Here is a 25,996-nt window from a genome sequence, read left to right as displayed (position 1 = left end):
CCGCCGGTCGCGGCGCGGTTCGCTCGTCGCCGGCCTGTGATTCCCAGGGCTCGGCGATTACGATCCACCGGCGGTTTCTCGCGAGTGCTACCCCGGCGCCCGCGTGCGGTGTAGCGTCGTTCGGCATGAAATCTCGGCGCATCGCGGTCGGCGACCGAGCCTGGACGGTGCGGGTCGACGGACCGGTGACGCAGCACAGTGTGCTGTTGCTGCCCGATACGGGGGACCCCCCGGACGTCTACGACCGGGTATGCGCTCGACTGCACAGCTCCGAACTGCAAACCATTGTGTTCGAAACGGCCGAGGGCCTGGATACGGCGGGGGTGTACGCGACGCTCGACGATATCGGGGTGTCATGGGTGAACGTCGCCGGTCGCGGCGCGGGCGCCACCGTGGCGTGGAAAGTGTGCGCGAGCGGGTTCGGCCGGTTCGTCAGCCTCGTGATCGCCGACCGTGGACATCCAGCGATCCCCGATGCCGGTGGTGCCGTTCTGGATCCGGACTGTAAGGCGGTGGAACTGCCCACCACCGTGCTGGTGACCAAACAACTACCCCGCTCGGTGGCCGACGCCTCCGGTCGCTATGTCTACGGCGAATTCCGGGTCGTGGACCTGGACGTCGACAATGTCGCCACCGAGGCCGATCAGGAGTTCACCACCGAGATCGTATTGCGCACCAGCCTGTGGTGACCGGTATGCGGTGATACCTCAGGTCCGGCTGCGGCGATACTCCGTCAGCCAGTCCAGCCAGGAGTCCAGTTCCGCGAACGCGGCCGCTCGCGGTTCGGCCGCGGACAGGAACACGTCGTGACGGGCGCCATCGATCGGCACGATATTGGTCCGGTCGCCCAGGCACCCGGCCCAGCGCTGGATCTGCCGCACATCGAGTACCGCGTCGGCCGTATCCACCTCGGGGCAGTAGGACGGCGCGAACTTCGTCGCCCGGGAGCGCAACAGCAGCGCCGGAACCCCGATGTTCAGACCACGGTGCAGCTGTGCGTGTCCGCGCCGGATGGCCCGCAGCCAGCCGAAGCGCACCGGGAAGCCGGGCAGCGGTTTCCAGTCCAGGTTGTATTCCCATTCCCCGGAGGCGGTGTGGTGCAGGCTGTCGCCGTAGGAGGTGGTTTTGGCCAGCGCTATGGGAGCCCGGCCCCGGACCCGGCCCACGACATCGATGAGTCGGGTGACGCCGGCGCTGCGCAGGTACGGCGGCCCCTGCAGATCGAACCACGGGCTGTTGAGAACCACCCCGCTGATTCCGGCCGCCACCGTCCCCCCGGTCCGGTTGAGCCGATCCAGCCACAGCGAGGTGATCAGACCGCCCGTCGAATGGGCCATCACCAGCACCGATGAACCGGTTTCCGCGCGGATGAGCCGGAGCGACTCGTTCAGTTCGGCGTCGTAGAGCGCCAGATCACTGATGAAGTGCGGGCTTTGTCCGCTCCGTAGGGAACGCCCACACTTGCGCAGGTCCAGCGCGTAGAAGCGGTGCCCGCGCGCGGTGAGGTGCTCGGCCAGATGTTTCTGGAAGAAATAGTCGGTGAAACCGTGCACGTACAGCACCGCGTCGGCGGTGGCCTCGGGTCGGGTGTCGGGCAGATGTCGGACCAGAGTGGCGAAGATCTCGCCCTCCCCGTCCGGGTCGGCTCCCAGATCGAGGGTGCGCTGCTGATAGTCGGTGCCGAGGATGTCCGGCCGCCAGAGGTCGGCACGGTCCGTATCGGACATATCGACCGCGGTCTCGTTCGTCACGGAAACCAATGTATGCGATACCTCCTGCCGGTACCTCTGCCTCCGTCTCGGCCGTGTGTATTCGGAACGGCGGGGAGGAATTTACGTCACAATCCGCCTCCTCGCTGCAGGTATATGGGGTAACGAGGTGCACAATTGGGCTTAGGTGAACGACGGGTAACCTACATCCCGCCGCTCCTTTGGTTCCAGGACCGAAGGCCGCGCCGTACAGCGAAAGCCGCCACCGACGGGCCTTCGTCACAACCGCATAGCACCCGTGCCCAGGCGGGGGACACCCGAGAGGCGTGCCCCGCGCACCAGGACGAGAAAGTCGATCACCGTGCCGAACACTGCCCAGACCGAAAAGACCGATGTCGTTCTCATCGGTGCCGGCATCATGAGCGCCACCCTGGGTGCGTTGCTGCGCCGGCTCCAGCCGGAATGGTCGATCACGGTGTTCGAACGGTTGGACGCCGCCGCCGCCGAGAGCAGCGATCCGTGGAACAACGCGGGCACCGGGCACTCGGCACTGTGTGAGCTCAATTACAGCCCACAGAAACCGGACGGCTCGGTGGATGTCACCAAGGCCATCGATATCAACGAACGGTTCCAGGTCTCCCGGCAGTTCTGGGCCTATGCGGTGGAGAACGGGATCCTCGGTGATCCGTCCGGTTTCATCAACCCCATTCCGCACGTCAGCTTCGTGCACGGCGCCGACGATGTGCAGTATCTGCGCAAGCGCTACGAGGCGCTGGCTCCGAACCCGCTGTTCCCGGGTATGGAATTCATCGACAGCCCCGATGAATTCGCCCGCCGGCTGCCGCTTATGGCCCGCGGTCGCGACTTCAGCGATCCCATCGCCCTCAACTGGACCGATGGTGGCACCGATATCAACTTCGGCACACTCACCAAGGAACTGCTCGCCTATATCGGCACGACCGGCGCCGAGATCGCCTTCGGACACGAGGTACTCGATCTCACCAAGCAGCGGGACGGTGGCTGGAAGGTCGTGGTACGCAATCTGCGCACCCGACACAAGCGCACCGTGCACGCCAAATTCGTCTTCGTCGGCGCCGGGGGCGGTGCGCTGCCGCTGCTGCAGAAGTCCGGTATCCGTGAGATCAAGGGTTTCGCCGGCTTTCCGGTATCCGGCCAGTTCCTGCGCTGCGTCAACCCCGAGCTGATCAACCTGCACGAGGCCAAGGTGTACGGTAAGGCGGCGGTCGGCGCGCCGCCGATGTCGGTTCCGCATCTGGACACCCGCGTCATCAACGGCAAACCGGGTCTGCTGTTCGGTCCGTACGCCGGTTGGACCCCGAAGTTCCTCAAGGACGGTTCCAACGCCGATCTGTTCAAATCGATTCGACCGGGCAACCTCACCCCGATGCTCGGCGTCGGCATCACCGAACTGGGCCTGGTCAAATACCTCGTCACCGAGCTGCTGAAATCGCAGACCGGGCGGGTGTACACCATGGAGGAGTTCATCCCACGCGCCGACGGCCGGGACTGGGAGCTGATCACCGCCGGCCAGCGGGTGCAGATGATCCGCCGCAAGGGCGTGGGCGGTGTGCTCGAACTGGGCACCGCCGTGATCGCCTCCGCGGACGGTTCCATCGCCGGTCTGCTCGGCGCCTCGCCGGGCGCGTCCACCTGTGTAACGGCCATGCTCGATGTGCTCGAACGGTGCTTCCCCCGGGAGTACGAGGCCTGGACCCCGAAGTTGAAGGAAATGGTGCCGTCGCTGGGAGTGAAGCTCTCGGAGGACAAAGCCCTGTTCGACGAGGTGTGGGACTGGACCTCCAAGGCGCTGCATCTCACCGGCGATCGGGTCGGCCGGGTCGCCTCCGTCTCGTAACACCGGAGGCCCCGTCGTTACCACCGGACCGGTTTCGGTCTCGACAAGGTGCGGTATTCGGTGACGAAATCCGCACCTTGGCCCGAAAACTTCTGCAATGGGCCCCGAGTGTGATAGCAAGGCGCGATGATGTCAACGGTTCAACTCCGACGGTCGTGGGCGCAGGATCTCGACACCGCGACCCTGTATCAGCTGCTGAAGCTTCGTGTCGAGATCTTCGTGGTGGAACAGAAAAGCCCGTACCCGGAGCTGGATGGGCTGGATCTGCTCCCGGAGACCAGACATTTCTGGCTGGACGACGAAGGCGAGATCATCGCGACCGTGCGGTTGTGGGAAGAGCACGACAACGGGGTGAAGACCTTCCGCATCGGCCGCCTGTGTACCGCGGTCCCGGCCCGCGGCCACGGTTACACCACCCGGCTGTTGCAGGCCGCGCTCGCCGAGGCCGGGTCGCATACCGTGCGGATCAATGCGCAGACCTATCTGGTCGACCTGTACACCAAGCACGGGTTCGAGATCGACGGTCCGGAATTCGACGAGGGCGGCGTACCCCACGTGCCCATGCGCAAGGGCTGAGGGAGGCGGGGCGTTCCCGGGGTATCGCCCGGGACGCCTTAGAGTGAGGCTGTGTCACTGTCGCATGCCGAAACCGCTCTGTCGTCCCGTGGTTCCGTTCGCTCCGCCTCGGAAAGCGCGGTGAGCGGGGACGATATCGGGTTCCCGTTCTCGGCCGTGGTGGGCCAGCAGCGGTTGCAGTTGGCGTTGCTCCTGTGCGCCGTGCACCCCGGTATCGGCGGTGTGCTGGTCCGCGGGGAGAAGGGCACCGCGAAATCCACCGTGGTGCGCGCGCTGGCACGGCTGCTGCCGCCGGTGGTGGACGAGACCGGGGCGCGTCCCGCCCGGCTGGTGGAATTGCCGGTGGGCGCCACCGAGGACCGGGTCATGGGCTCGCTCGACCTGGAACGGATGCTGCGCGACGGTGAACAGGCGTTCCGACCCGGCCTGCTGGCCGCGGCGCACCACGGCGTGCTCTACGTCGACGAGGTGAACCTGTTGCACGACCATCTGGTGGACGTGTTGCTGGACGCGGCGGCCATGGGTCGGGTGCATGTCGAACGTGACGGCGTCTCCCACTCCCATCCGGCCCGGTTCGTCCTGGTCGGCACCATGAACCCGGAAGAGGGCGAACTGCGGCCACAACTGTTGGACCGGTTCGGTCTCACGGTCGATGTCGCCGCCTCGCGCGAGGTGGAGGTTCGGATGGCGGTGGTTCGCGGCCGGCTCGAGTACGAGGCCGATCCGGCCGGGTTCGTTGCGCGCTACGCCGACGCCGACGCCGCGCTCGCCGACCGTATTCTCACCGCGCGCGACCGCCTGCCCGGGGTGACGCTCGACGATACGGAATTGCGTCGGATCGCGGCCCTGTGCGCTTCGTTCGACGTCGACGGTATGCGCGCCGACCTGGTGGTCGCCCGCACCGCCACCGCGCACGCCGCATGGTGCGGTCGCGACGCCGTCACCGCCGAGGATGTGCGGATCGCCGCCGAACTCGCCCTGCCTCATCGGCGCCGGCGCGACCCGTTCGACGAGCCGGGGATCAGTGAAGAACAGCTGGACGAGGCCATGCGTTCGGCGGCGGAGCAGGTGGGGGACTCCGGTGAACGGCCGAGCGGTGACGCGAATCGCGACGATGCCGCGCCCGACCCGGACGACGACCCCGACGGTGGACCGGATTCTCCCGGCGGCGGCGAAACTCCGCAGGCGGCCGACGCCCCACCCGGCCGAAGCGGCGACCGCTCCCCGGAAGCCGCTGACCGGCCGGGGGAGGCCGACAGCGACGATCGCCCCGACACCACCGCCCGCGGAACCGGGGCGGGTCTGCCCGCGCTCACGAGCGGATCGCGAATCCGGCCGCCGCGCTGGGAGGTCCCCGGTATCGGCGAAGGCGCCCCCGGTCGCCGTTCCCGCGCCCGGACCCGGCAGGGCCGCGTCGTGCGCGCCATTCCCGACCCCGCGGGCGGACTGCATCTGCCGGCCACCGTTTTCGCCGCCGCACCGCACCAGTACGCGCGTGGTCGTCGTGGCGGACCGCTGAGGTTGGCCCCCGGCGATCTGCGGGGCGCGTATCGCGAGGGCCGGGAAGGCAATCTGGTGGTGTTCGTGGTCGATGTCTCCGGTTCGATGGCGGCCCGGGATCGGTTGACCGCCGTCACCGACGCCATCGTGGCCCTACTGCGCGATGCCTATCAGCGCCGGGACAAGGTCGCGGTGATCGCCGTGCGCGGCGCGGCCGCCGAACTGGTGCTGCCGCCGACCTCGTCGGTCGATATCGCCGTCCGCCGGCTCTCCGGTATCCGCACCGGCGGCAAGACCCCGCTCGCGGCCGGGTTGCTGAAGGCCCGCGAGGTGGTACGTGTCGAGCGGGTCCGCGATCCACACCGTCGCCCCATGCTGGTTCTGCTCACCGACGGTCGCGCCACCGGAAGCGCTGATGCGCTGCCCCGGGCCCGTACCGCCGCCGCGCTGCTCGCCCGGGAGAACCTCACCTCGATCGTCGTCGACTGCGAACGCGGCATGATCCGCCTCGGTCTCGCCGCCGAACTGGCGCACGCCCTGCGCGGGGTTACCGTGCGGCTGGCGGAATTGACCGGTGATTCGGTGGCCGAGGTGGTTCGGGCCGGTACGCCGAGCGCCCGGGCGGCCTGACCGTTTCCGACGACCTCGCGGCATCGCGCCGCATTCGATCTCGACGATCCGAGCCGTCGATCACGACAAGGAGTTTCGATGCCCAAAGGGGTGCCGGAGACCGTCCCCGACGACGGTCTCACCACCAGACAGCGGAGAAACCAGCCGGTGCTGGCGGTACACACCGGCCCGGGCAAAGGTAAATCCACCGCTGCGTTCGGCATGGCGTTGCGGGCCTGGAACCAGGGTTTCGATATCGCGGTGTTCCAGTTCGTCAAGAGCGCCAAATGGAAGGTCGGCGAGGAAGCCGCCTTCCGCGCGCTCGGCCGCCTGCACGAGGAAACCGGTACGGGTGGGCCGGTGCAATGGCACAAAATGGGTGAGGGCTGGTCCTGGAGTCGTAAACGGGGCACCGAAACCGATCATGCCGCTGCCGCGCTCGCCGGATGGCGGGAGATCGCCCGCCGGCTCGCGGCCGAGGAACATCGGTTCTATGTCCTGGACGAGTTCACCTACCCCATGAAGTGGGGGTGGGTCGATACCGACGAGGTCGTCCGCACCCTGCGCGAGCGGCCCGGTAACCAGCATGTGGTCGTCACCGGCCGCGATGCCCCCGCCGCCCTGCTCGAGGCCGCCGACCTGGTGACCGAGATGACCAAGGTCCGTCACCCCATGGATGCCGGCCGCAAGGGTCAGCGGGGTATCGAATGGTGACCGACCGGTTCCACGTGGCGGTCGGATCGGTGCGGCCGTGAGTTCGTCCGTTCGGGGGGTGGTGATCGCAGCGCCCGCGTCGGGCAGCGGGAAGACCACCGTTTCCACCGGGTTGGTGGGCGCGCTGCGTCGGGCCGGATACCGGGTGGCGCCGTTCAAGGTGGGTCCGGACTATATCGATCCCGGTTATCACGGTCTCGCCGCCGGGCGCCCCGGACGGAATCTCGACCCGGTGCTGGTCGGTGCGGAGCGGATCGCGCCGCTGTACCGGCACGGATGCCGCGATTGCGATATCGCGGTGGTCGAGGGCGTGATGGGCCTATTCGACGGGCGGATCGACGATCAGGCCGGTGCCGCGGTCGCCGAGGGGTCGACGGCCCAGGTCGCCGCGCTGCTCGGTCTTCCGGTGGTGCTCGTCGTGGATGCCCGTGGTCACAGCCAGAGCCTCGCCGCGCTCCTGCACGGTTTCGCCACCTTCGATACGGCGGTCCGTCTCGGCGGCGTCATTCTGAACCGGGTCGGTAGCGTGCGTCACGAACAGGTGCTGCGCGCCGCCTGCGACCGGGTCGGGCTCCCGGTCCTGGGCGTTTTGCCCCGGTTGGCCGAACTCGAGGTGCCATCCCGCCATCTGGGCCTCGTCCCCGCCGTGGAACACGGTGCCGCCGCCATCGCCGCGGTCGAGGCCATGACGGCCCTGGCCGCCGAGCACATCGATCTGGCCGCGGTCGCGGCCCTGGCCGCGCCGACCGACGCGGGACCGAGTTGGGATGCCGCCCGGGAACTCGATACCGCCCGGCTCGGGGAGCGGACACAGTCCGGAGATGCGCCGAACCCGGCACCGGCGCCGTTCGAATCGGCCGGTGCGCCGCTGATCGCCGTGGCCGGTGGGCCGGCTTTCACCTTCGGCTACGCCGAGCACCGGGAACTGCTCGCCGCCGCGGGGGCACGGGTGGTGGTCTTCGACCCGCTGCACGACACCTTGCCCGCGGGGACTGCCGGTCTGGTGCTGCCGGGTGGTTTTCCCGAAGAACACGCGGCCGATCTGGCGGCCAATACCACCCTGCGTTCCGCCGTGGCCGAACAGGCCCGGCGTGGTCTGCCCATCCATGCCGAATGCGCGGGCCTGCTCTATCTGACCGACTCCCTGGACGGTCATCCGATGGCGGGGGTGATCGACGCGGTCGCGGAATTCGGGCCACATCTGACCCTCGGCTACCGGGACGCGGTGGCCCTGGTGGATTCGCCGCTGTGGCGAGCCGGTGAACGAGTCCGCGGCCACGAATTCCACCGCACTCGTCTGGTGGAATCCGGCACTCGCTCACCGGTCTGGGGTTGGCGCACCGCGGGGGAGCGGCTCCGGGAGGGTGCCCTTGTCGGTCGGGTGCACGCCTCCTACCTGCACACCCATCCGGCCGGCCATCCGGTGGCGGTGCACCGTTTCGTCACCGCCGCCACCGCCTACGCCCGTGGCCGTGTCGCGACCTGACCGCCCGGGCCACCCCCCTGCCTGTGACGATATGCCCAACCCGCCGATACCGGGAGGGTTGGCGGTGGGGTTGGGTCTGCGGCCGAATACGGCGCCGGAACGTATTCTCGCGGCGCTGGCCGAGGTGCTGCCCCGGCGAGCTATCACTTGCCTGGCCACGATCGACCGCCGTGCCGGCGAAGCCGGTCCGCATGCCGCCGCGGCCGCCCTGGGTGTACCCGTCCGCTTCTACTCCGTCGAGGCACTCGCCGGGGTGGTGGTGCCGAATCCGTCGTCGCGAACGGCCGCCGCACTCGGCACGCCCAGCGTGGCCGAGGCGGCGGCCCTGCTGGCGGGGAGAGGAGATCTGCTTCTACCCCGGTGCACGGTGGACGGCATCGTCATTGCCGCGGCGGCCGTATCCGAAGACAGCGCGACTGTCCTGCCCGGGTGGTCCGATACGCGGGCCGAGATCGTGACCGATGAGCAGGAACCCGTGACGATTCATCGCGGAGCGCCGCTCGAGGACGAGGGTTGCGGGGATCGACCGCGGAATGTGCGGCGGTAGGCGGCCGGGTGGTGCCGACCGCCTGGTGGAATCGGCGGCGCAGATTGGTCGCCGAGCCGAGACCGACCCGGGCGGCGATGGAGTCGATCGGCAGGTCGGTCTCCTCCAACAGGGCACGAGCGGCGGTGATGCGCTGGGCGAGTAGCCAGCGTCCCGGGGTGGTGCCCAATTGTTCGTCGAATCTGCGGGCCAGGGTGCGCGGGGAGAGACCGGCTTCGGCCGCCATATCGGCCAGGCCGATCGGACGGTCCAGGCGGCCCAGGGTCCAGTGCAGCAGTGCGGCCAGGGAATCGCCGCCGGTCGCCGGGGTCGGGGTCGGTGCGTATTGGGCCTGGCCGCCTTCGCGGTGCGGTGGCATGACCATGTACCGGGCCAGTCGCGCGGCATAGGCGGCGCCGTGGTCGGCGCGCACCAGGTGCAGACACAGGTCGATTCCGGCGCCCGCCCCGGCGCTGGTCGCGATATCGCCGTGGTCGACATACAGCACATCGGGATCGACCTGCACTCGTGGGAAGCGGTTTCGCAGTTCCTCGGTGCGACGCCAGTGCGTGGTCGCGGCCCGTCCGTCGAGCAGGCCGGTCCGGGCGAGCGCGAAGGCGCCCGTGCAGATCGAGACCAGTCGCGCGCCACGTTCGTGTGCCCGGAGCAGGGCATGCCGAACCTCAGGGGACAGCGGCGCGTCGATCGGTAGCCAGCCGGGGATCAGGACCGTGTCCGCGGTGTCGAGTGTCGACAGCCCGGCCGAGACCAGCATTCCGTAGCCGGCCGTGGTCGCGACCTTGCCGGGACGTTCCGTACACACCCACAGGTCGTAGCGGTTGGGCAGGTCCGGGCGCGAGGTGCCGAAAACCTCTACGGCACAACCGAGTTCGAAGGGCGACTGCGGTGATTTCACCAGGACGGCGACCCGATGCCGCCCCTCGGGGGTATTCCGATCGGGCATGGCAGGAAAGTACCGAATAATGTCATTCGAGACACTGGGCGTCTATCGCCACCGCCGGCACCCTGGCCGTATGGCCGATACCGCACACCCCGAAAACGGGCCCGATATGCCCGGTTACACCTGGTCGACCGTGGTCGACGCCCCGGTACGGGAACTCTTCCCGGGTATTCGCCTGCGCCCGCTCTGGTCCGGTCCGCGGGGCTTCCGCGCATGTCCTGGAAATGGCGGCCGGAAGCTGTTGGGAGGGTGTCGATGTGCACCGTCCTGGACCGGAGGAGGTCTTCGTCGTCTCCGGCACCTTCAACGACGGCGTCCGCGACTACCCGGCCGGTTCGTTCATCCATGCCCCGGCCGGTTCCTGGCATGTGCCGCAGACCGCGGTCGGCTGTGTGCTTTTCGTCTTCTATCCCGAGGGGTAACGCACGCGAACCTCACGGCGCCATCGACGTCCAGTCCGCGAAACCCGTCGGATCGTGCCGCCCGACGCTGGCATGTTCGAACAGTCCCCATCCCACCGCGTCACCGCAGCGGGCCTGCGCCACATGGTCGGTGACCCCGTAGGGGATACGGGCGGCGACGGCGGGATCGGTGAGGTCGTAGCGGCTCGTCGACGACCAGTTCCGCCCCTTCCACTGTCCGTGCTGCCAGTCCGGGTCGCCGCCGTAACCACAGCCCACGTGTAAGGGAATGCCGATGAGCGTGCGGATCTCGATCTCCAACGGTCGCCCATCGGCGGTGGTGAGTTCCATTCGCGCGCCCAATGGGTGTCGGGTGCCGGACAGATAGTCGAAGGTGATCCGCGGCCAACCGAGCTGCTCCACCCGGCCGTCCGGCCATACCCGCACCGCGTCGTTGAGAATCCGATGGCCGTCGGGCTCCTCCTGCACGATCACCACGACGGCGAAATCGTCGAAACGCAACGGCACGTACAACCACCAGAACCCACCGGAGGGTTCCTCGGCCGCACGACCGGGCGGTTCGGGTTCCCCGATGGGACGAATCCCCCAGGAGCGGTCCCGCGTCCCGGTCCACACCTCCGGGTCGACGGTGATATCGCGGCCGTCGATGTGCAGGACACCGGACCACGAACCCACTTGCGTGAAACGGGACGCCTCGATGATCGGCCGGTTCCCGGTGAGCACCAGATGCGGTTGTTCCTGCACCGCCGGGAAGGCTCCCGTCCACATCAGGTCGAAGGCGAGCTCGTCGTGCTCGCAGCGCACCCGCACCCGGCATAACGGGTCCACCACCTCGATCCGGTATCCCCCGACGCTCATATCGAAGCTCCGGTCGCCGAGCGCGTCGGAGAAACGCACCGCGCGCACCTCGTCGCCGCGTCGAATCGCGGCATAGCCGTCCACCACCCCCAGGTTCGGGTACACCCCGAATCCGGTGACCAGCATGGTTCCCCCCGCGCGGTCGTGGGCGTTGAAATAGCTGCGGTCGTAGAAGTTTCGGTCACCGGTCACCGGACGGGAGATCGGCAGCGGCGCCTGGTGGATGGGGAATTCGTCCAGGGGTCCGGGCGCCGGGCCCGGTGTGCGGGCGAGGGGATCGGTCATGGTGTCAATCCCATTCGTAGGTTCCGTCGAGCAACTCTTCCAGACACGCTCGGTGCATGACGTAGTCGTCCGGATCGTCCGGTTCGGCGTCCTCGCCCATACCGATCATCCGCAGTTTCATCCGGGCCATCACAATGGCGTGTCGCACTGCGGCGTACACGAGGTGGAAGTCGAGGTTGTGGACGGTGTGGCCACTGGCGCGTTCGTAGTGCGCGACCACATCGGAGCGGCGCATGAAATCGGGCAGACCGGGCAGCTCGAACCGGAGCGCGATGTCCTGGAAGAAGCGGTGCAGGAAGATCATCCACGCCAGATCCAATTCGCACGGCCCCAATGCCGCCATTTCCCAGTCGAGTACGGCGACCGGGGTGAAATCGCGATAGATGATATTGCCCGGACGGGAATCGCCCCAGCACAACACATCCGGGCCCGGGTCGTCGGGGAAGTTGCGTTCCAACCAGTCGAAGGCCCGCTCGATCAGCGGAATCTCGTGTCCTCCATCGGCGAGCGCCCACCGATACCAGCGTCGGTGCGATTCGAGATGTCGCCGTAATGACGGCCCCGGCCCGTCGAGCATCGGAAATCGTTGTGCGGGTTCGGCGATGGCGTGGATGCGGGCCAGTACATCCACCGTGGCCGCGGTGAGCGCGGTTCGTTCCGCGACACTCGCGTCGTGGAGCCAGCCGGCGAACACATACGGTGGGTTGTCGCCCGGCACCTGTCCGTCCACCCGATCCATCACGAAAAACGGGACGCCGAGTGCCTTCTCGTCGGTTTCCAACCAGCGCAGCGGCGGGATCGGCACCTCGGTGCTCGCCGCGACGCCGGCCATCACCGTGTATTGCAGCTCCAGGTCGTAGGTTTCGAAAACCGGGAACGTATCGGCGTCCGGTGCCATCCGCACCACGAACGACCCGCTGTCGGACACGCCCGCAACGGTCCATTGCGCGTCGAACAGTATCGAGGAGCTCGACATCCCGCCGGCCTGCGGTCGCGACAGCGCGCTGATCTCCGGCTTCCGATCGGCGCCGACCCGGGTGCCCAGCCACTGTGCGAGATCGTCGGCGAGAGTGTGCAGATCACGCCCTCCGGTGGTGAGTCGGCGGCGATCGGTGGGTGCAGGATTGTCCGGCATCGTCATCCTCCTGGCGCCATATGATGGTGGCGCGGACGGACCGAGGCAGGGGTGACCGAGTCCGCCCGTATGCGGAGAGACTGTAACCCGTTTCACACACGCTCGAGGGTGAAGCGGGGAAAACGATCGTTTCGCCGCTGTGATCCGGTGCGCGTCGATGTTTCGCCGATCACCCGACGCGTCCGAGCGCGCGAATCACCTCGCTCGCCACCACCGCGTGGCCACCGGTGGTGAAGTGGATGAGATCGTCGCTCATCAGATCGGGCCGCAGCCGCAGTGGATGGTCCCAGAAGTCCACCAGCAGGGCGTCGTATCGGGTGGCGGTTTCGCGGATGACATCGTTGAGATCCGCCATACGCGTGCGCATCGGCCGCATCGGCGCCATTCGTTCCACATCCCAGACATCGGCCATGGTGAAGGTGCACAGCAGGGCCCCGGTATCGGTCAGGGCCGAAAATATGGCGTCCAGATTCGCCCGCAGCTCGACGAGATCGGTATGGGCGAACAGGTCGTTGCCGCCGCAGATCACGTGCACCAGGTCGGGTCGGAAATCCAGGACCCGGGGCACCTGTTCGGCCAGTACCTGTGCCGAGGTGGCTCCCATTCGGCCGGTGTTCAGATAGCGCAGTTCCGGTTGGACGGTGGTGAGCGCGTCGACGACCCGTTCGGCCCAACCGCAGGGCCGGTAGCCCGGGCTCGGATCGCCTATGCCCTGAGCGATGGAGTCGCCGAGCACGGCATACCTGCGCCATGGAACGCCGGAGAGCAGTTCGCGGGCGGTGGCCGTGGGGATCACCAGCGGATCGTTGGTCTCGGTGCGTGGCTCGGTGTGGGTCATCGGGCTTCCTTCGGGTAGGGGTGCGCTCGACAATAAATACGAACGATCGTTCGTATAAAAAAGTACGATCGATCGTCCGTATTGACAAGCGGTCGGTGAAAGAATGGCCCTATGACCCGGACCGATCAGCGACTCGCCAAAGGCGCCCGTTCCCGGGCCGCGATCGCCCGTCACGCCGCGAACGTGGCCTCCGTCGAGGGACTGAACGGATTGAGCATCGGCCGGTTGGCCACCGACCTCGGCATCAGCAAAAGTGGGATCGCCACCCTCTTCGGCTCCAAGGAATCCCTACAACTCGCGGCCATCCGTGCCGCTCGCGACGTATTCGTAGACCATGTCGTCACGCCCGCCCTCGGTGCGCCTCGGGGTATCGAGCGAGTACGCGCCCTGGTGGACCGCTGGTTCGCCTACGTCACCGACGATCCGCCCTTTCCCGGTGGCTGCTTCCGCTCGGCCACCGTGGTCGAATACGACAGCAGGCCCGGGCCGGTGCGAGACGCTCTCGCCGCCGACCGCGCCGACTGGCTGGCGTTACTCGCCACCGAAATCCGCAAGGCCCAAGAACTGGGCGAACTACCCGATCGCGATCCGGACGCACTGGCCTTCGAGCTCGACGCCGTCCTCTGCGCCGTCAACACCGCCCACCAGCTCGGCGACCACTCGAGAACCGACCTCGCCCGCGGCATCCTCGACCGCCTGCTCGGATGAGTCCCCGGCCGGCGACCGGACCCGTCGAGGCAGGACGTAGGCTCGAAACTTGTGCCGAATACGTCAACCGATACCGATCACCTGTCCGCCGGGGATCCGAATTACCTGGTCGGACTGGATCTGAACGGACGAAGGGTCGTTGTCGTCGGTGGCGGCTCGGTCGCACAGCGCCGCCTCGGCCTCCTCATCGCCGCCGGTGCCGACGTGGAGGTGATCACGCGTGAGGCGACCCCCGCGGTGGAGGGGATGGCCACCGCGGGACAGATCACCCTCACCCTGCGCGAATATCGTTCCGGCGATCTCGACGGCGCCTGGTACGCCCTCGCCTGCACCGACGAACCCGAGACCAACGCCGCCGTGGTCGCCGAGGCGACCGACCGGCGCGTCTTCTGTGTGCGCGCCGATATCGCCCGCCGCGGTACGGCGGTCACCCCGGCCACCGCACGCTACGAGGGACTCACCCTCGGCGTGCTCGCCGGCGGTGCGCATCGACGCTCGGCGGCGGTGCGCACCGCCCTGCTCGAAGCCCTGCAATCGGGAACGGTGACCGACGACGCCACCCCGATGACCCCGGGCGTGGCACTGGTCGGCGGGGGACCCGGCGACCCGGATCTGATCACCGTGCGCGGCCGCCGCCTACTGGCGCGTGCCGACCTGGTGGTCGCCGACCGGCTCGCTCCCCCGGAACTACTCGCCGAACTCGGTCCCCATGTGGAGGTCGTGGACGCCGCCAAGATCCCCTACGGACGGGCCATGGCGCAGGAGGCGATCAACACCACCCTCATCGAGGGCGCCAAGGCCGGCAAATTCGTGGTCCGGCTCAAAGGCGGTGACCCGTACGTGTTCGGCCGTGGCTACGAGGAGCTGGAGGCCTGTGTCGCGGCCGGGGTACCGGTGACCGTGGTCCCGGGCGTCACCAGCCCCATCGCGGTCCCGGCCGCGGCGGGTATCCCGGTCACCCACCGCGGGGTGACCCACGAATTCGTGGTGGTGAGCGGCCATGTCGCGCCGGATCACCCGGATTCGCTGGTCGACTGGTCTGCCCTGGCCCGATTGCGTGGCACCATCGTGCTGATGATGGCGGTGGAGCGAATCGAACAGTTCGCGACCGCACTGCTCACCGGCGGACGTCCCGCCGACACACCGGCCACCGTTATCCAGGAGGGCACATTGCGCAGCCAGCGAGTGCTGCGGGCCCGCCTCGACACCGTTGCCGAACGGGTCCGTGCCGAAGGGATCCGACCACCCGCCATCGTGGTGATCGGACCCACCGCGGCCTTCTCCGCCGATCCCGTGCCAGAGGGAGTTGAGAACCGTCCGTTACAGTGACCAACTGTGCTCGATAACCCCGCGGCGACGACGCAGTACCCGGTGACCAAGCGGGCCTTCGGGCTCGCCATTCTCGTCCTGAGCGGGTTGCAGCTCATGGTGGTGCTGGACGGCACCGTGGTGATCCTGGCCCTGCCCCGATTGCAGGAGGAGATGGGGCTGACGAGTTCCGGCAGCGCCTGGACGGTCACCGCCTACGGGTTGCCGTTCGCCGGGTTGATGTTGCTCGGCGGCCGGATCGGTGACTCGTTCGGTCGCCGCCGCATGTTCGTCCTGGGGGTCGGGCTGTTCACACTGGCCTCGCTGTTGTGTGGGTTCGCGCAGAACCAGTGGATGCTCATCGCGGCCCGAGCCTTCCAGGGCACCGGCGCCGCACTCGCCGCACCCACCGCGTTCGCTCTGGTGGCCAGCACCTTCGCCCCCGGTCGGGTCCGCAATCAGGCCTTCGCGATCTTCGGCTCCATGGTGGCGGTCGGTTCGGTAGGTGGTCTCGTCATCGGCGGTGCGCTCACCGAGGCGAGTTGGCGGTGGATCTTTTTGATCAATGTGCCGATCGGCGCGCTCATCGTGCTCGGCTCCATCTTCGCGCTGCGTGATACCGATCACCATCGACTCACCCTCGACATTCGAGGCGCGGTGATCGGCACATTGGCCTGTGCGGCCATCGTCTTCGGCGCCACCGAAGGCCCGGAACTCGGCTGGGGCAGCCCTGCCGTCTACGGGTCACTGATCGCCGGTGTGGTGCTACTGGTGGTCTTCATCTTCGCGGAACGCTACGTGGACAACCCGCTGCTTCCATGGTCGCTGTTCGACAGCCGGGACCGGGTGTCCACCTTCGTGGTGATCCTGCTCGCCAGCGGCGTCCTGGGAGCGACCACCTATTTCTCCGGTCTCTTCGTGCAGAACGTGGTGGGTTACAGTCCGCTCCTGGCCGGGGTCTCGTTCGTGCCGTTCACCCTCGGGGTCGGAACCGGTAGCGCGCTGGCATCGAAACTGGCGATGCGGATCGCGCCGCGCTGGCTGCTGGTGAGCTCGGCGGTGGTTCTGGTCGCGGGTCTGTTGTACGGCTCCACTCTGGACGGCAGTGTGGAGTACTGGACCACCCTGTTGCCGTTGTTCGTGGTGATCGGTTTCGGTATCGGGGTGGCCATGGTGCTGATCCCGCTGTGCGTCCTGGTCGGGGTGCCGCCGGACGATATCGGCCCGTTGTCGGCGGTCGGCCAGATGTTCTTGAACCTGGGCACCCCGATCGCGATCGGGGTGCTCACTCCCATCGCGGCCTCGCGCACCCTGTCCCAAGGCGGACGGACCGGTAAACCGGCCGATATGACGCCGGAGGAGATCGTCGCCCTGGGTAGTGGATACACGTTGGTGTTGTTCGTCGCCGCCATCGGGGCGCTGCTGGTGGGCCTGATCGCGCTCACCCTGCGCTATACCGCCGACGAGGTGGCCCGGGCCCAGCACGCGCAGGAAGTGGCGCAGGCCGCCGACCCCGAGATGTAGTCGGCCCCGGCCGGCGTGCAAGGGACCACAATCTGCCCCGTGGACTGCGAGGCGGAAGAAACCACGCGGTATCGCGCCGGACGCTGCGGAGTGGGCACGGTCGCTTCCTCGACAGTGGGAAGCTCGACCGTTCCGCGGTTCCGCTATAAGTGATAATGCCCAAGTCTCTTGAGGTTCTCCGGTTCGGTTGGGGCACCACAAGTGGTTAGGGGGCGTATATGGTCCGGCTCTCGTTGTGGACCGAGCCCGACGAGCTTCCAGGCCACAGCGACGAAACCATATCGGTTCGTCATGGAACAGCGAAGTTGCGGACAACTCGCACCCGAGAAAGGGAATTTCGGGGCAATGACGGATCCGGTGGAGATTTTCGGGGAAGGTTTCGCGGCCGATGCGGAACGGAATATAGCGGATTCCGCGAATTTCACGACCGAACCCCGGCCATCGGCCTCGTGGCAGCGGATCGCGGTCACGAAGTGGATGCGGTGCCGTCGCCTGCCGGTCGTTCTCGTAGGAGCACGGGCGCAGCGCTCGACCTGTCACAATTGGCTCCGGCGCGCGAATATACTCCGCAATCGGTAGCGATCGCGGGCTGGAGATGACCCGTGAGGAGGCCCTGGTGGTGGCCGATGCCGGGGATCCACTCCTCGGTGACGTGGCATCCGGAACGTATAATTCGATCGTCGTCGACAACCAGTTCATCATGCGTGTCCGGGAATTCGACGTCGAGGACGTATGATCCACGGTTCGCTTCCGAGTGTCATACCCTATCGGTTATTTCTCGATATACCAACAACGTACCGCAGCTGTTGCATGTAATAGAAGATTTCCGGCTACCCGACGGGAGGGCGGCCGAAATGTGGATCCAACGACTCGGTCTCGGAAAAAGCTTGGCCGACTCCCTTTCCGTAACTCGAATACAGGGTTGGTCGACGTTACGCAATACTCGTGATAGATTCCTGCCTCTTGATTCCTATCAAGGCCTGATATTGGATGCGTATGCGCGGATTCATACGCAACTTCGTTCGGTGCCGAAAGGTTCGTTGGTGGATCGACCGACCCCACCTGGAGTAGAGCCCGGTGATACGGGAGGTTTCTTTGGATTCATGGTCGACTGGTATGCCGAGTTCTATCGAAGGAACTATGAAAAATTTGGCTCTCTGATCGTAGGATCTCGGACATTTTCGGTCCATGGCAACCGTGACGACCCTGCGCTCGGGCTTTGCTTCTCCCGGTGTCACAGCGCTGCGTCGGAGTGAATCCGGTGCCGAAGTGAGCCGTGATGCAGCACTGCGCGGACGGACCACCTCGGCTTGCGGGGCCGGCACCGTCCGAACGGAAGAGACGATGAAAGATGTTGTACCGCTTCATCTTTAGTGTTGAGTCGTAGGCGAATTACTCCGGCGGTCCCTCTTCCCACGCTCGGGAATCCGGTGTCTTCGGAAGGTTGGGTGACAATGAGATTTCGTCCGCGGGTGCGGGCGGCGGGTTACGGGAATGAGCTGGTCGCCGTATATCGATGCGGATGTGGTGCATACGTTGGTGAACGGTCCGTCGAAGGGTGTCGATCGGGCGCCGAAGGGCTGTTCGATCGCCGATGTGCCGAACCGGGGCGGGCCGGCAAAGCGCGGACGGTTGGGTAAACGGTGAGCGGTGCCGTTGTTCCGGGGATACCGGAGGAGCTGACTCATTGGATCATCGGGCACTCACCTGTCGGTAGCGCATCCGGTATGCGTGAGGTGGCCGATGCTTTGCATCGGTCGGGGGTTCGGTTGGCCGAGACCGTGTCGGCGTTGGAGCTGGGGGCACATGATGTCGTGGCGGCGATCGAAGGTGCGACGGGTACGGCGGTGCGGGAAACACTGGGCCGACAGATCGATTACGGGCATGTTCAGGTCGCAGCCTTGAAATCGTTGGCGGGGCTCATGCGGGAGGCCGCCAACGTGATCGAGTTGGAACAGTTGACCGTCCGTGCGATCGGTATCGCCATGTTGGTGAGCATCGGGGCCAGTCTCGGCACCCAGTCGTTGACGGCTCGGCTCAATGCCGAGATCGCGGTGGGGCAGGCCCGGCGGCGCACCTTGGCGTGGTTGTGGCAACGATTCGTCGCTTTTCGGGCGGAGTTTCCGTTGTTGGCGCCAGCGGTGAGCGGAATGTTGGTGGGGGCGGTATCGATGGGAGGTGCGTCGGCGGCTGCTCAGTACGTCCAGATCGAAAAGGGGCGTGGTGAGGTGGGGCGGGTTTCGGAGATGGATTGGGGGAGGGTTGGTGTGGCGGCGGTGGCGGGGTCGGTTGGTGGTGCGTCGGGGGCGGTGACGGCGGTGCGGGTGATGCCGTGGCTCGATCGTCGGGTTGTGGGGGTGGGTTTGCCGTTGCCGGTGGTGTGGGCGGTGGTGGGTACCGGTGGTGTCAGCGGTGCTGTGGGTGGGTTGGCCGGTGGGTTGACGGCGTTCGGGTTGACCGATGAGGAGGTTGGTGGTCGTCAGCTTGTGGAGATGGTGTTGATGGGGATTGGTGGTGGTGCGGTGGGGGGTTTGGGGGCGGCGGTGCAGGTTGGGCGTGTTGTTTCGGGGGTGCATGTGTCGGTGGTGGATAAGGGGGTGGGGGAGCCCGGTCGGTCTCGGGGTGAGTCGGTGGCATCGGGTGAGATCGATTCCGCGGCCGGCAAGAGCGACGGGTCGGCGGCCCGTTCCGAACTTTCGGCCGATTCGATCCGGGCCGGTGACGATATAGCCGATGAAACCGCCCACCCGGATGGGCCCGGTGCAGTGGCGGGGGAGCCCACCGGTTCTCATGGTGGTACGGGTGATGGTGACGGGTATACGGCCCGGCTCGGACTTTCCCCCGAATTGGTTCAACTCGGTAACGAGATCGCCGGTGAGGTGGCTCGTAATCCGCGGCTCGACGATGTCGCACCACAGGCGAGCCCATTGCTCGAGTTCACCGCCGAGCACGCCGCCGACCCGCCGGCCGGTCGGGGCAGGTTCCAGGAGATCGAGCTGCCGCAATGGCAGCAGATGGCCGATGCCCAGGCCCTTCGCCTACTCGCCGGGATGCAGGGCGGCACCGACACCCCGCCGGGCGTGGTTCCGCCCGATGCGGTTCCGCCGTCCTCGTCATCGCCGTCTTCGGGGGGAGCGCCGTCCTCACCGGGCCGCGGCCCGGCCGATGCGGCCTGGTCCAAGGTTTTCGAACAGGTCCGGGCCGGGACGGTCGGCGCCGACTCACCCGTGTCCGCTGCCGGTGCACCGCAGCGATCCGGCTCCGGCACCGGGCTGCCGCCCGCCGCGGCGACCGGCGGCGGTGAGGCCGGTGCCGCGCGGATGGCCCTGGCGGGAACCGTCGTCACGGTCGGCTCCGGTGCCGAGGCCGGGTCGGTGGCCGGGCAGGGCTTCCAACCGGGTCCATCGATGAACCTCAACGGACCGATGCCGAACACCGGTGCGCCCGAAACGCATGTGGCCGCCCTGAACGACTTCGGGGCCGGTGGCACCACATCCAATGCCACGGCGCAGCCGACCATCGCGGCCGGTGACGGGATCTCTGTCGGGACGCCGGGCCCGCGTGGGTCCCGCAGGGGTGGGGGACCGGCCGAGCTTCCGCCCGCCGACGACGCGTTCTCGCTTCTCGAGCCCGGTTTCTCCGATGATTCCGCACCACAGCACATCGGAGCGTCGAACGGGCAGTCGGCGACAACATCCGGTCGTGATGCGCCGGCAACACCAACGACCACCGGTCGGGTGCCCGGCGGCCGGCCACCTGCCGCGGAGCAGGTATCCGCCGCCTCTGCCCCGTCGCCCGCCGCGAACTCGACACCCGCCCCCATTCCGGAACCCAAAGGGCAATCGGTCCCGACGACAGCGGCGAGCAACCAGCACGGTGCGCCGCCCGGAAACGGCGTCACCGCCGCTCCCGTAGGTACCGACAATCCGGCAGCATCAGCGGTGGCGCCGTTCGCCGAATCGACATCGACCGACCCGATACCCACCGGGGCAACACCATCCGGAGCGATCTCGACCGGGTCGACATCGGCGCCGTCGGTGAGCGAGCCCGCCCTCGAGTCGGTGATGCCCATCGCCGCGGCAGCAGCCCCCGTCGTGGCTGCGATGGGCAGCCTCGAAGCGCCGGAACACACGGCAGAGACCGACCCCGCTTCGAAGGGGGACGACCTCCCCGTGGCACGGTCGAACACCACATCCCCGATATCGGCCGTCGACCCGACCGACACATCACCGAGCGACGACGAACTTCCCACACCCCCCGAGGAGTTCCCCGGACCACTGCCCGCCGACGCCACCCCCCGCGTTCCCCTCACCCATCCCGACCCTCATCGGGCACCCGAATACCCGACCACCGCCGACCACCCCCCGCAATGGCGGCAACCACGCGGCACCGACGTCGTGTTCCCCGGCGCCCCGGCAACACCCGAAGGGCCGCCACCGCACGCCATACCCGTCATCCCCCATCACGAGGATCCCGGTATACCGACCGAGCGAGACGCCGGGCCGGTGCCCTACATTCCGCCGATCCCCGCCGACCCACTGGGTTCCACCGATACCGACGACAACACCCCTCGGCACACACCCGTACCCGACGTATCACCGCCACCGCGCCACCGCGCCGCCCCCGAAACCCACCTACCCGCAACCGGGAAATCACCCGAAGAAGTCCCCGCGTCCGCGCGTTACGCCACCGAGCCCGACCCCGAAACCTTGGGCGCACCACAAGATTCGACCCAGACGCCCCAATTTCACCCCGACGTTCTCGACTACATAGTCGACTCCAGCGGAGTGCCCCGTCTCGGCGGACTTCCCGCCACCGAACTCGCCCCACAACAGCGCGATCTCGTCGAGCCGTCCCTACCGGTACCGATGATGGGGCTGCCGAACGAAGACGACCGTACTCCACGTCGTCGCACGAAGAAAACACCCGAACCGCCCCCGAAACCGGAGGCGCGGCCGAAACCCTCCGAGCGCCCGGGTGATCCACCCGGAACCACAGGCGCTCCTCGAGCAGAACTTCTCGGATTCGAGGAGCTCCGGGCCGCGCTGGTTGCCGCTCTGGAGGCAGCCAGACCACCGAACCCGCTCCGGGTGTTGGCCGAGGCGCGCCCGCAGCAGGTGGTGGATGCCTTGGCTGTGCTCACCACACAGGAACGCACGGCATTGCTCGCCATGCGTTCAGGACAGTTCGCCGGTCCGGTTTCCCGGAAGACGGTCGAAGAGACGGCTGTTCATGCCGCTAACCGACTGGTCAAGGCCCTGGTCGAGGGATGGAAGCAGAGCGATCCCCCGCTCGGCGCCCTCCGTCGGGCACGGCCGGAGCAGGTGCGATACGCACTCGACGAACTCGCCCCACAGCAGCGGCGAACCATTGTCGGTCTGCTCCAGCGCGGCGAATCCGCCGCCGTGGTGGCGCAGGAACTCGGTCTCGGCGTGCCCATGGTCGAGCGCTTGGCCCAGGGCGCCATCCGAAGATTGGCCGAACGGATCGCCGCTTACCATGCCGCGGGTGCTCCGTCCGCTCCCGAGGGCCCCGTTCGGCCCTCCGACCCCGCACCGACGGAAACGGTTGTTGTGGCCGAGCCGACACGCCGCGCCGGGTTTTATCGAGGACAGCGGTTGGCCCGAGAGGAAGCGGAGGCCGCTGCCGCCGAACATGCGAGCCCCGGCCCCGTGATCGACCCGAACATGCTGCTACACCAGGTTCTGCACCGCTTGAACAGACTGTTTCCGGTGCCTGCCCGGAGTTCGGAGGAGCCTCGGGCTCCCCAAACGACATACAGTGCGGCACCTTGGCGTGGACACGTACCGGCCGTACGAGCGCCGAAGCCTCGGCGCGCTCGGCCCATCGGGACGACGGGGGTCAAACGTTCGTCGACCTTCCCGAGCTCGGGGCGGGCGGGAATCGAGCCCGGACAACGTCGTCCGAGGCCCGAGCCGGCCGTGGGGCCCGACCGTCCGGCCCATGAGGTCGACGACCGCGAAAACCCAGTGAGCGCGACTCCCCCCGACACCGTTCTCACGGTCTCGTCTCGGGAAGTCGCCGAAATCGAAGCGGAGCTGCGACGCTACCCCGGTTCCGACTACCTCGTCCATCGCCCGGAGACCGCGCCCGACGAACCGATCGGCGCGGCATGGATCGACAGCCCACAGCGTTACGCCTGGGAACGCGCGTGGCTCACCGCGAACAGCCCTCGCATTTCGGCTCTCGCCGCGCTCACCCTGGCCGCGTTGGAGGCGGAAACCGAGTTCGGCCTGCCCAATACGACGCCCGGACCGTATTTGATCGTGCAGCAGCGTCCCCGACTACCCGGTGAGATATTGCCAGTCTGGAAATTCCGAACCCTGCCGATCGGTGAACCGGAGCGACCCAGCGATACCGATACCGATACCGCGTCCCAGGCCAGTACGATCGGTAGGCCTTCCCGCGCCCTTTCACTCGATGAGATTTTGCAGTACGCATATTGCTCGTTGGTCGGGGCGAGACCGGTATTCGAGGAAGATCTCGAGCTGACGCGGCAAGTCCTGTCCCTGATAGAGCGGCCACGCTTCGCTCTGGTCCCGAGGGACGGGGTGTACACCGCACACTATCCGCTCAGCCGTTTCCAGACGAACCAGTCGTCGGAGTTCCTGCGCACACGATATCTCGCCGACAGGTTCCTCTTGGCGATCGGTTCCCGAACGTTCTACCAGCACTATTTGGACAATGTCGTCACGCCCTACCAGCGTCGGGAGGCGCATCGGCTGCTGGACGGTTACACCGGCCGCGACCTATCTGCCGCCGAGCGGGTAGGCCACTGGTTCGTGGCAGCGGTGACGGCCATACTCGATGCCGAGCCCGAAGTCGCCCCCCGGATACTCCACGAAGCGCTCGACTCCCCACTGCGTCGCACCGAATCGGCGTTCGCGCGGGATGGATTGGTTCGGTCATTCGTGGCGAAGATCGCCGAATTATTGGACGGACATACCGATTTCGGTAGTTATCTGCATCATCGGCAACTCCCGGAAACACAGGAATACCTACGCGATGTCCGGCAGGCCGTCCGCGGTCGTCACCCGCACGAGGCCGCTATGCAGGTGCCTTTCCTCGCGACTCTGCTCGAATCACCCGCGGCGGCGCGCACCGATGCGTCCGCCTCCCGCGCCGAGCAGCCGCCCGCGGCGGAGAAGCGTCCGGTCTCCGAATCGGCGCACGGTCCGACGCCCTGGAAAAAGACCGAGAAATCCGCACACGCACCGAAGCAACGGACCGCCGGGCCCGGCAAAGGAGCGAAACCGAACCACGCCCCGGACCCATTCGATCATTTCGACCATGCCGAAGCGCTCGACCTGCCCGCCCGGGCCCGTGCGCGTCGGCACGGCCCCGATATGAACCTCGCCCTGGGATTCCATCACGATGAGCACGGGCGTGAATGGGACGGTGGGAAAGCGCCTCGGCGCCGGGATGATGCGGCTACTCCGGCGACGGCACCGGAGACAGGGCGAGCGAACGCCGAGAACGCAGGCTCCGCTCCCAAGGTAGCCGTGCCGCCCGAGCAGATCTTCCGACAGGCACAGGTGGTGGTCGCGAGACTGGTCGAGCGAGGCGCCATCGACCTCGATACGGCACAACAGCGACAGTTGGCCCGGGACATCACCGACGACACCCTCGCCGCCGCCGCACGCCTACCGGCCACCAAGCCGGGGCAGAACATGGGGCGAGAAATCGCCGATATCGCCAGGCGAATCACCCAGGCCCACGTCCGCACCGAGCAAATTCGCCGGCGTGTCCTCGACGCGCTCCCCGAGGAACTTCGCGTCGGACCGCAGGGACAAGCGCTTCGCCTACTCCCGCGGCACGAACTGCGGCAACGCCTTCGCGATCTCGCTGCCGCACATCCTGCCCAATACCGCAGCCTTCTCGACGCCGACAACCAACTGGCGGCCCTGCATATGCCTCGTGCCGCGCTCGCCATCGCGCGGATTCCCAGAGAGGAAATCACCGAGGACGAGCAAGAAGAAATCATCGAAGACGCAATAGCCGACGTCGTATCGGCCACGCAGGATGAAGCTCTCTCCGCAATCATCGGAGGGTCGACAGTCGCCGATTTCACAAATCTCGCGGCCCTCTACGGTCCGCGGAAGACTCTCTCCTTCCTTATTGCCCGGGCATTACACGCCGGTGGATTCGAAAAAGGCCACCGGCTCCCATCGGCACTGGAGTTGGCTCTCCATCTCGGAATATCGCATAGAACGGTGATACGCGTGTACGAGACGCTGGGCAGGCAGGGCTATGTGACCGTAAGCAAGCGCGGCACCTCTGTGGCCGACGAAAGACAATGGCCGGAGTCTCCGAAAGCGCCTGCCTCGTCCGATCTCTTCGCCGAGGAGCTCGCCACGAGGCTCATGGAAAGGGCAACGTCCGGTGAGCCTTCGAAAACGATCTCCTACTACGGCCGGCGGCCTGCCTTTGCCGCCGCGCTCCGTCGAGAGCTCGAGGAAGGTTGGCTCGAGAACGGTGGAAGGCTTCCCCCGGCTGAGAAACTCGCCAAGGCCTTGGGCATCTCGAGATGGAGCGTTCAACAGATATACAAGGAGTTGGCCGAGGAAGGACATCTCCCGGCACGCCAGCGCTCCATCACCGCTGTGACGAGCAAGGTCGTTCGGAGTACCTCCGCTGATGTATCCCGGCCGGAGAAGTGGAGCCCACCAGTCGAGCTCCGGTTCACTCCGGAGGAGTTCGTTCGGAGAATTGCCGGTTCGCCTACTCCGGAGTCTTTCGTGCGGCTTGTGGAGCGAAATGACTGGCAGACCGTTCTTGTTACGATGCTTCATCGGGCGCTTCTCGACGGTGCGTTCGAGGCGGGCGACCGGCTCCCGCTGTCTTCGGAACTCGGCGAATATCTCGGAGTGTCGAAACAGACTGTCGTATTGGCATATCGGGCGTTGTCCGAGGCGGGTTATCTGGTCACCGTCTCTGGTC

16 protein-coding genes and 2 pseudogenes are annotated in these 25,996 nt (G+C 67.1%); 13 read left to right on the top strand and 5 right to left on the bottom strand.

Annotated elements, in window-relative coordinates:
- Positions 1-125 precede the first annotated feature (125 nt).
- On the top strand, positions 126-689 hold the full coding sequence (locus tag ON32_RS14175) for a hypothetical protein (protein ID WP_040791390.1): 564 nt from the start codon (positions 126-128) through the stop codon (positions 687-689).
- An 18-nt stretch (positions 690-707) separates the two neighbouring features.
- Here ON32_RS14175 and ON32_RS14170 read toward each other — a convergent pair whose 3' ends face one another.
- A complete protein-coding gene (locus ON32_RS14170) occupies positions 708-1,727 on the bottom strand; it encodes an alpha/beta hydrolase (RefSeq protein ID WP_040791426.1) in 1,020 nt (339 codons plus the stop codon).
- Between the two features lie 343 nt (positions 1,728-2,070).
- Between ON32_RS14170 and mqo the strand changes: the two genes are divergently transcribed.
- From mqo to ON32_RS30070, 6 genes and pseudogenes are all read left to right on the top strand, one after another.
- Positions 2,071-3,585 (top strand): malate dehydrogenase (quinone), encoded by a 1,515-nt coding sequence (gene mqo / locus ON32_RS14165; RefSeq protein ID WP_040791389.1) that lies wholly within the window; start codon positions 2,071-2,073, stop codon positions 3,583-3,585.
- A 126-nt stretch (positions 3,586-3,711) separates the two neighbouring features.
- Entirely contained in the window at positions 3,712-4,161 is a 450-nt protein-coding gene (locus ON32_RS14160) for a GNAT family N-acetyltransferase (RefSeq protein ID WP_040791388.1), read from the top strand.
- A 78-nt stretch (positions 4,162-4,239) separates the two neighbouring features.
- Complete coding sequence (locus tag ON32_RS14155) at positions 4,240-6,291, top strand: VWA domain-containing protein (protein WP_051133245.1); 2,052 nt, start codon at positions 4,240-4,242, stop codon at positions 6,289-6,291.
- A gap of 78 nt (positions 6,292-6,369) precedes the next feature.
- Positions 6,370-6,984, top strand: a complete 615-nt coding sequence (cobO, locus tag ON32_RS14150) for a cob(I)yrinic acid a,c-diamide adenosyltransferase (protein WP_040791387.1) — start codon at positions 6,370-6,372, stop codon at positions 6,982-6,984.
- A 37-nt stretch (positions 6,985-7,021) separates the two neighbouring features.
- The gene (locus tag ON32_RS14145; RefSeq protein ID WP_040791386.1) at positions 7,022-8,470 is read left to right on the top strand and encodes a cobyrinic acid a,c-diamide synthase CobB; all 1,449 of its coding nucleotides are present in this window, start codon (positions 7,022-7,024) and stop codon (positions 8,468-8,470) included.
- A gap of 31 nt (positions 8,471-8,501) precedes the next feature.
- Positions 8,502-8,804: pseudogene (locus tag ON32_RS30070) on the top strand (cobalamin biosynthesis protein); the annotation flags it as partial.
- Between the two features lie 46 nt (positions 8,805-8,850).
- Here the strand turns inward: ON32_RS30070 and ON32_RS14135 are convergent.
- Complete coding sequence (locus ON32_RS14135) at positions 8,851-9,960, bottom strand: helix-turn-helix domain-containing protein (RefSeq protein WP_083874508.1); 1,110 nt, start codon at positions 9,958-9,960, stop codon at positions 8,851-8,853.
- Between the two features lie 70 nt (positions 9,961-10,030).
- Between ON32_RS14135 and ON32_RS14130 the strand changes: the two are divergent.
- A pseudogene (locus ON32_RS14130) lies at positions 10,031-10,379 on the top strand (cupin domain-containing protein).
- Positions 10,380-10,391: 12 nt separating this feature from the next.
- Here ON32_RS14130 and ON32_RS14125 read toward each other — a convergent pair.
- The 3 genes from ON32_RS14125 to ON32_RS14115 all read right to left on the bottom strand — a co-directional run bounded on the left by ON32_RS14125 (position 10,392) and on the right by ON32_RS14115 (position 13,495).
- A complete protein-coding gene (locus tag ON32_RS14125; RefSeq protein ID WP_051133241.1) occupies positions 10,392-11,522 on the bottom strand; it encodes an Rv3169 family protein in 1,131 nt (376 codons plus the stop codon).
- 4 nt (positions 11,523-11,526) lie between these two features.
- Complete coding sequence (locus tag ON32_RS14120) at positions 11,527-12,657, bottom strand: phosphotransferase family protein (protein ID WP_040791423.1); 1,131 nt, start codon at positions 12,655-12,657, stop codon at positions 11,527-11,529.
- A gap of 169 nt (positions 12,658-12,826) precedes the next feature.
- Positions 12,827-13,495 (bottom strand): SGNH/GDSL hydrolase family protein, encoded by a 669-nt coding sequence (locus ON32_RS14115; RefSeq protein ID WP_040791384.1) that lies wholly within the window; start codon positions 13,493-13,495, stop codon positions 12,827-12,829.
- A gap of 111 nt (positions 13,496-13,606) precedes the next feature.
- On the opposite strand from ON32_RS14115, the gene ON32_RS14110 reads away from it, so the two are divergent.
- The 5 genes from ON32_RS14110 to ON32_RS14090 form a co-directional block, all read left to right on the top strand.
- Positions 13,607-14,203 carry a TetR/AcrR family transcriptional regulator gene (locus tag ON32_RS14110; RefSeq protein ID WP_040791383.1) on the top strand — a complete coding sequence of 199 codons (597 nt, stop codon included), beginning with the start codon at positions 13,607-13,609 and terminating at the stop codon, positions 14,201-14,203.
- A 51-nt stretch (positions 14,204-14,254) separates the two neighbouring features.
- The gene (gene cobA / locus ON32_RS14105; protein WP_245551037.1) at positions 14,255-15,532 is read left to right on the top strand and encodes a uroporphyrinogen-III C-methyltransferase; all 1,278 of its coding nucleotides are present in this window, start codon (positions 14,255-14,257) and stop codon (positions 15,530-15,532) included.
- Between the two features lie 6 nt (positions 15,533-15,538).
- Entirely contained in the window at positions 15,539-17,035 is a 1,497-nt protein-coding gene (locus ON32_RS14100; protein WP_040791382.1) for an MFS transporter, read from the top strand.
- 595 nt (positions 17,036-17,630) lie between these two features.
- Positions 17,631-17,771 (top strand): hypothetical protein, encoded by a 141-nt coding sequence (locus ON32_RS28855; protein ID WP_157224192.1) that lies wholly within the window; start codon positions 17,631-17,633, stop codon positions 17,769-17,771.
- Between the two features lie 907 nt (positions 17,772-18,678).
- Positions 18,679-25,996: GntR family transcriptional regulator (locus ON32_RS14090; RefSeq protein WP_157224191.1), on the top strand; the 7,318-nt coding region annotated here is incomplete at its 3' end.

Source organism: Nocardia paucivorans NBRC 100373 (assembly GCF_000308675.1).
GTDB lineage: Bacteria > Actinomycetota > Actinomycetes > Mycobacteriales > Mycobacteriaceae > Nocardia > Nocardia paucivorans.
The sequence above is the reverse complement of the archived record's forward strand: the minus strand, read 5'-3'. Positions and strand labels throughout refer to the sequence as shown.

What these genes read in the sequence shown, in the direction of transcription:
- ON32_RS14175 (WP_040791390.1), top strand. Translation starts at nt 126, where the DNA reads ATGAAATCTCGGCGCATCGCGGTCGGCGACCGAGCCTGGACGGTGCGG.
- ON32_RS14170 (WP_040791426.1), bottom strand. Translation starts at nt 1,727, where the DNA reads ATGTCCGATACGGACCGTGCCGACCTCTGGCGGCCGGACATCCTCGGC.
- ON32_RS14160 (WP_040791388.1), top strand. Translation starts at nt 3,712, where the DNA reads ATGATGTCAACGGTTCAACTCCGACGGTCGTGGGCGCAGGATCTCGAC.
- cobO (WP_040791387.1), top strand. Translation starts at nt 6,370, where the DNA reads ATGCCCAAAGGGGTGCCGGAGACCGTCCCCGACGACGGTCTCACCACC.
- ON32_RS14135 (WP_083874508.1), bottom strand. Translation starts at nt 9,960, where the DNA reads ATGCCCGATCGGAATACCCCCGAGGGGCGGCATCGGGTCGCCGTCCTG.
- ON32_RS14125 (WP_051133241.1), bottom strand. Translation starts at nt 11,522, where the DNA reads ATGACCGATCCCCTCGCCCGCACACCGGGCCCGGCGCCCGGACCCCTG.
- ON32_RS14120 (WP_040791423.1), bottom strand. Translation starts at nt 12,657, where the DNA reads ATGCCGGACAATCCTGCACCCACCGATCGCCGCCGACTCACCACCGGA.
- ON32_RS14115 (WP_040791384.1), bottom strand. Translation starts at nt 13,495, where the DNA reads ATGACCCACACCGAGCCACGCACCGAGACCAACGATCCGCTGGTGATC.
- ON32_RS14110 (WP_040791383.1), top strand. Translation starts at nt 13,607, where the DNA reads ATGACCCGGACCGATCAGCGACTCGCCAAAGGCGCCCGTTCCCGGGCC.
- ON32_RS28855 (WP_157224192.1), top strand. Translation starts at nt 17,631, where the DNA reads ATGACCCGTGAGGAGGCCCTGGTGGTGGCCGATGCCGGGGATCCACTC.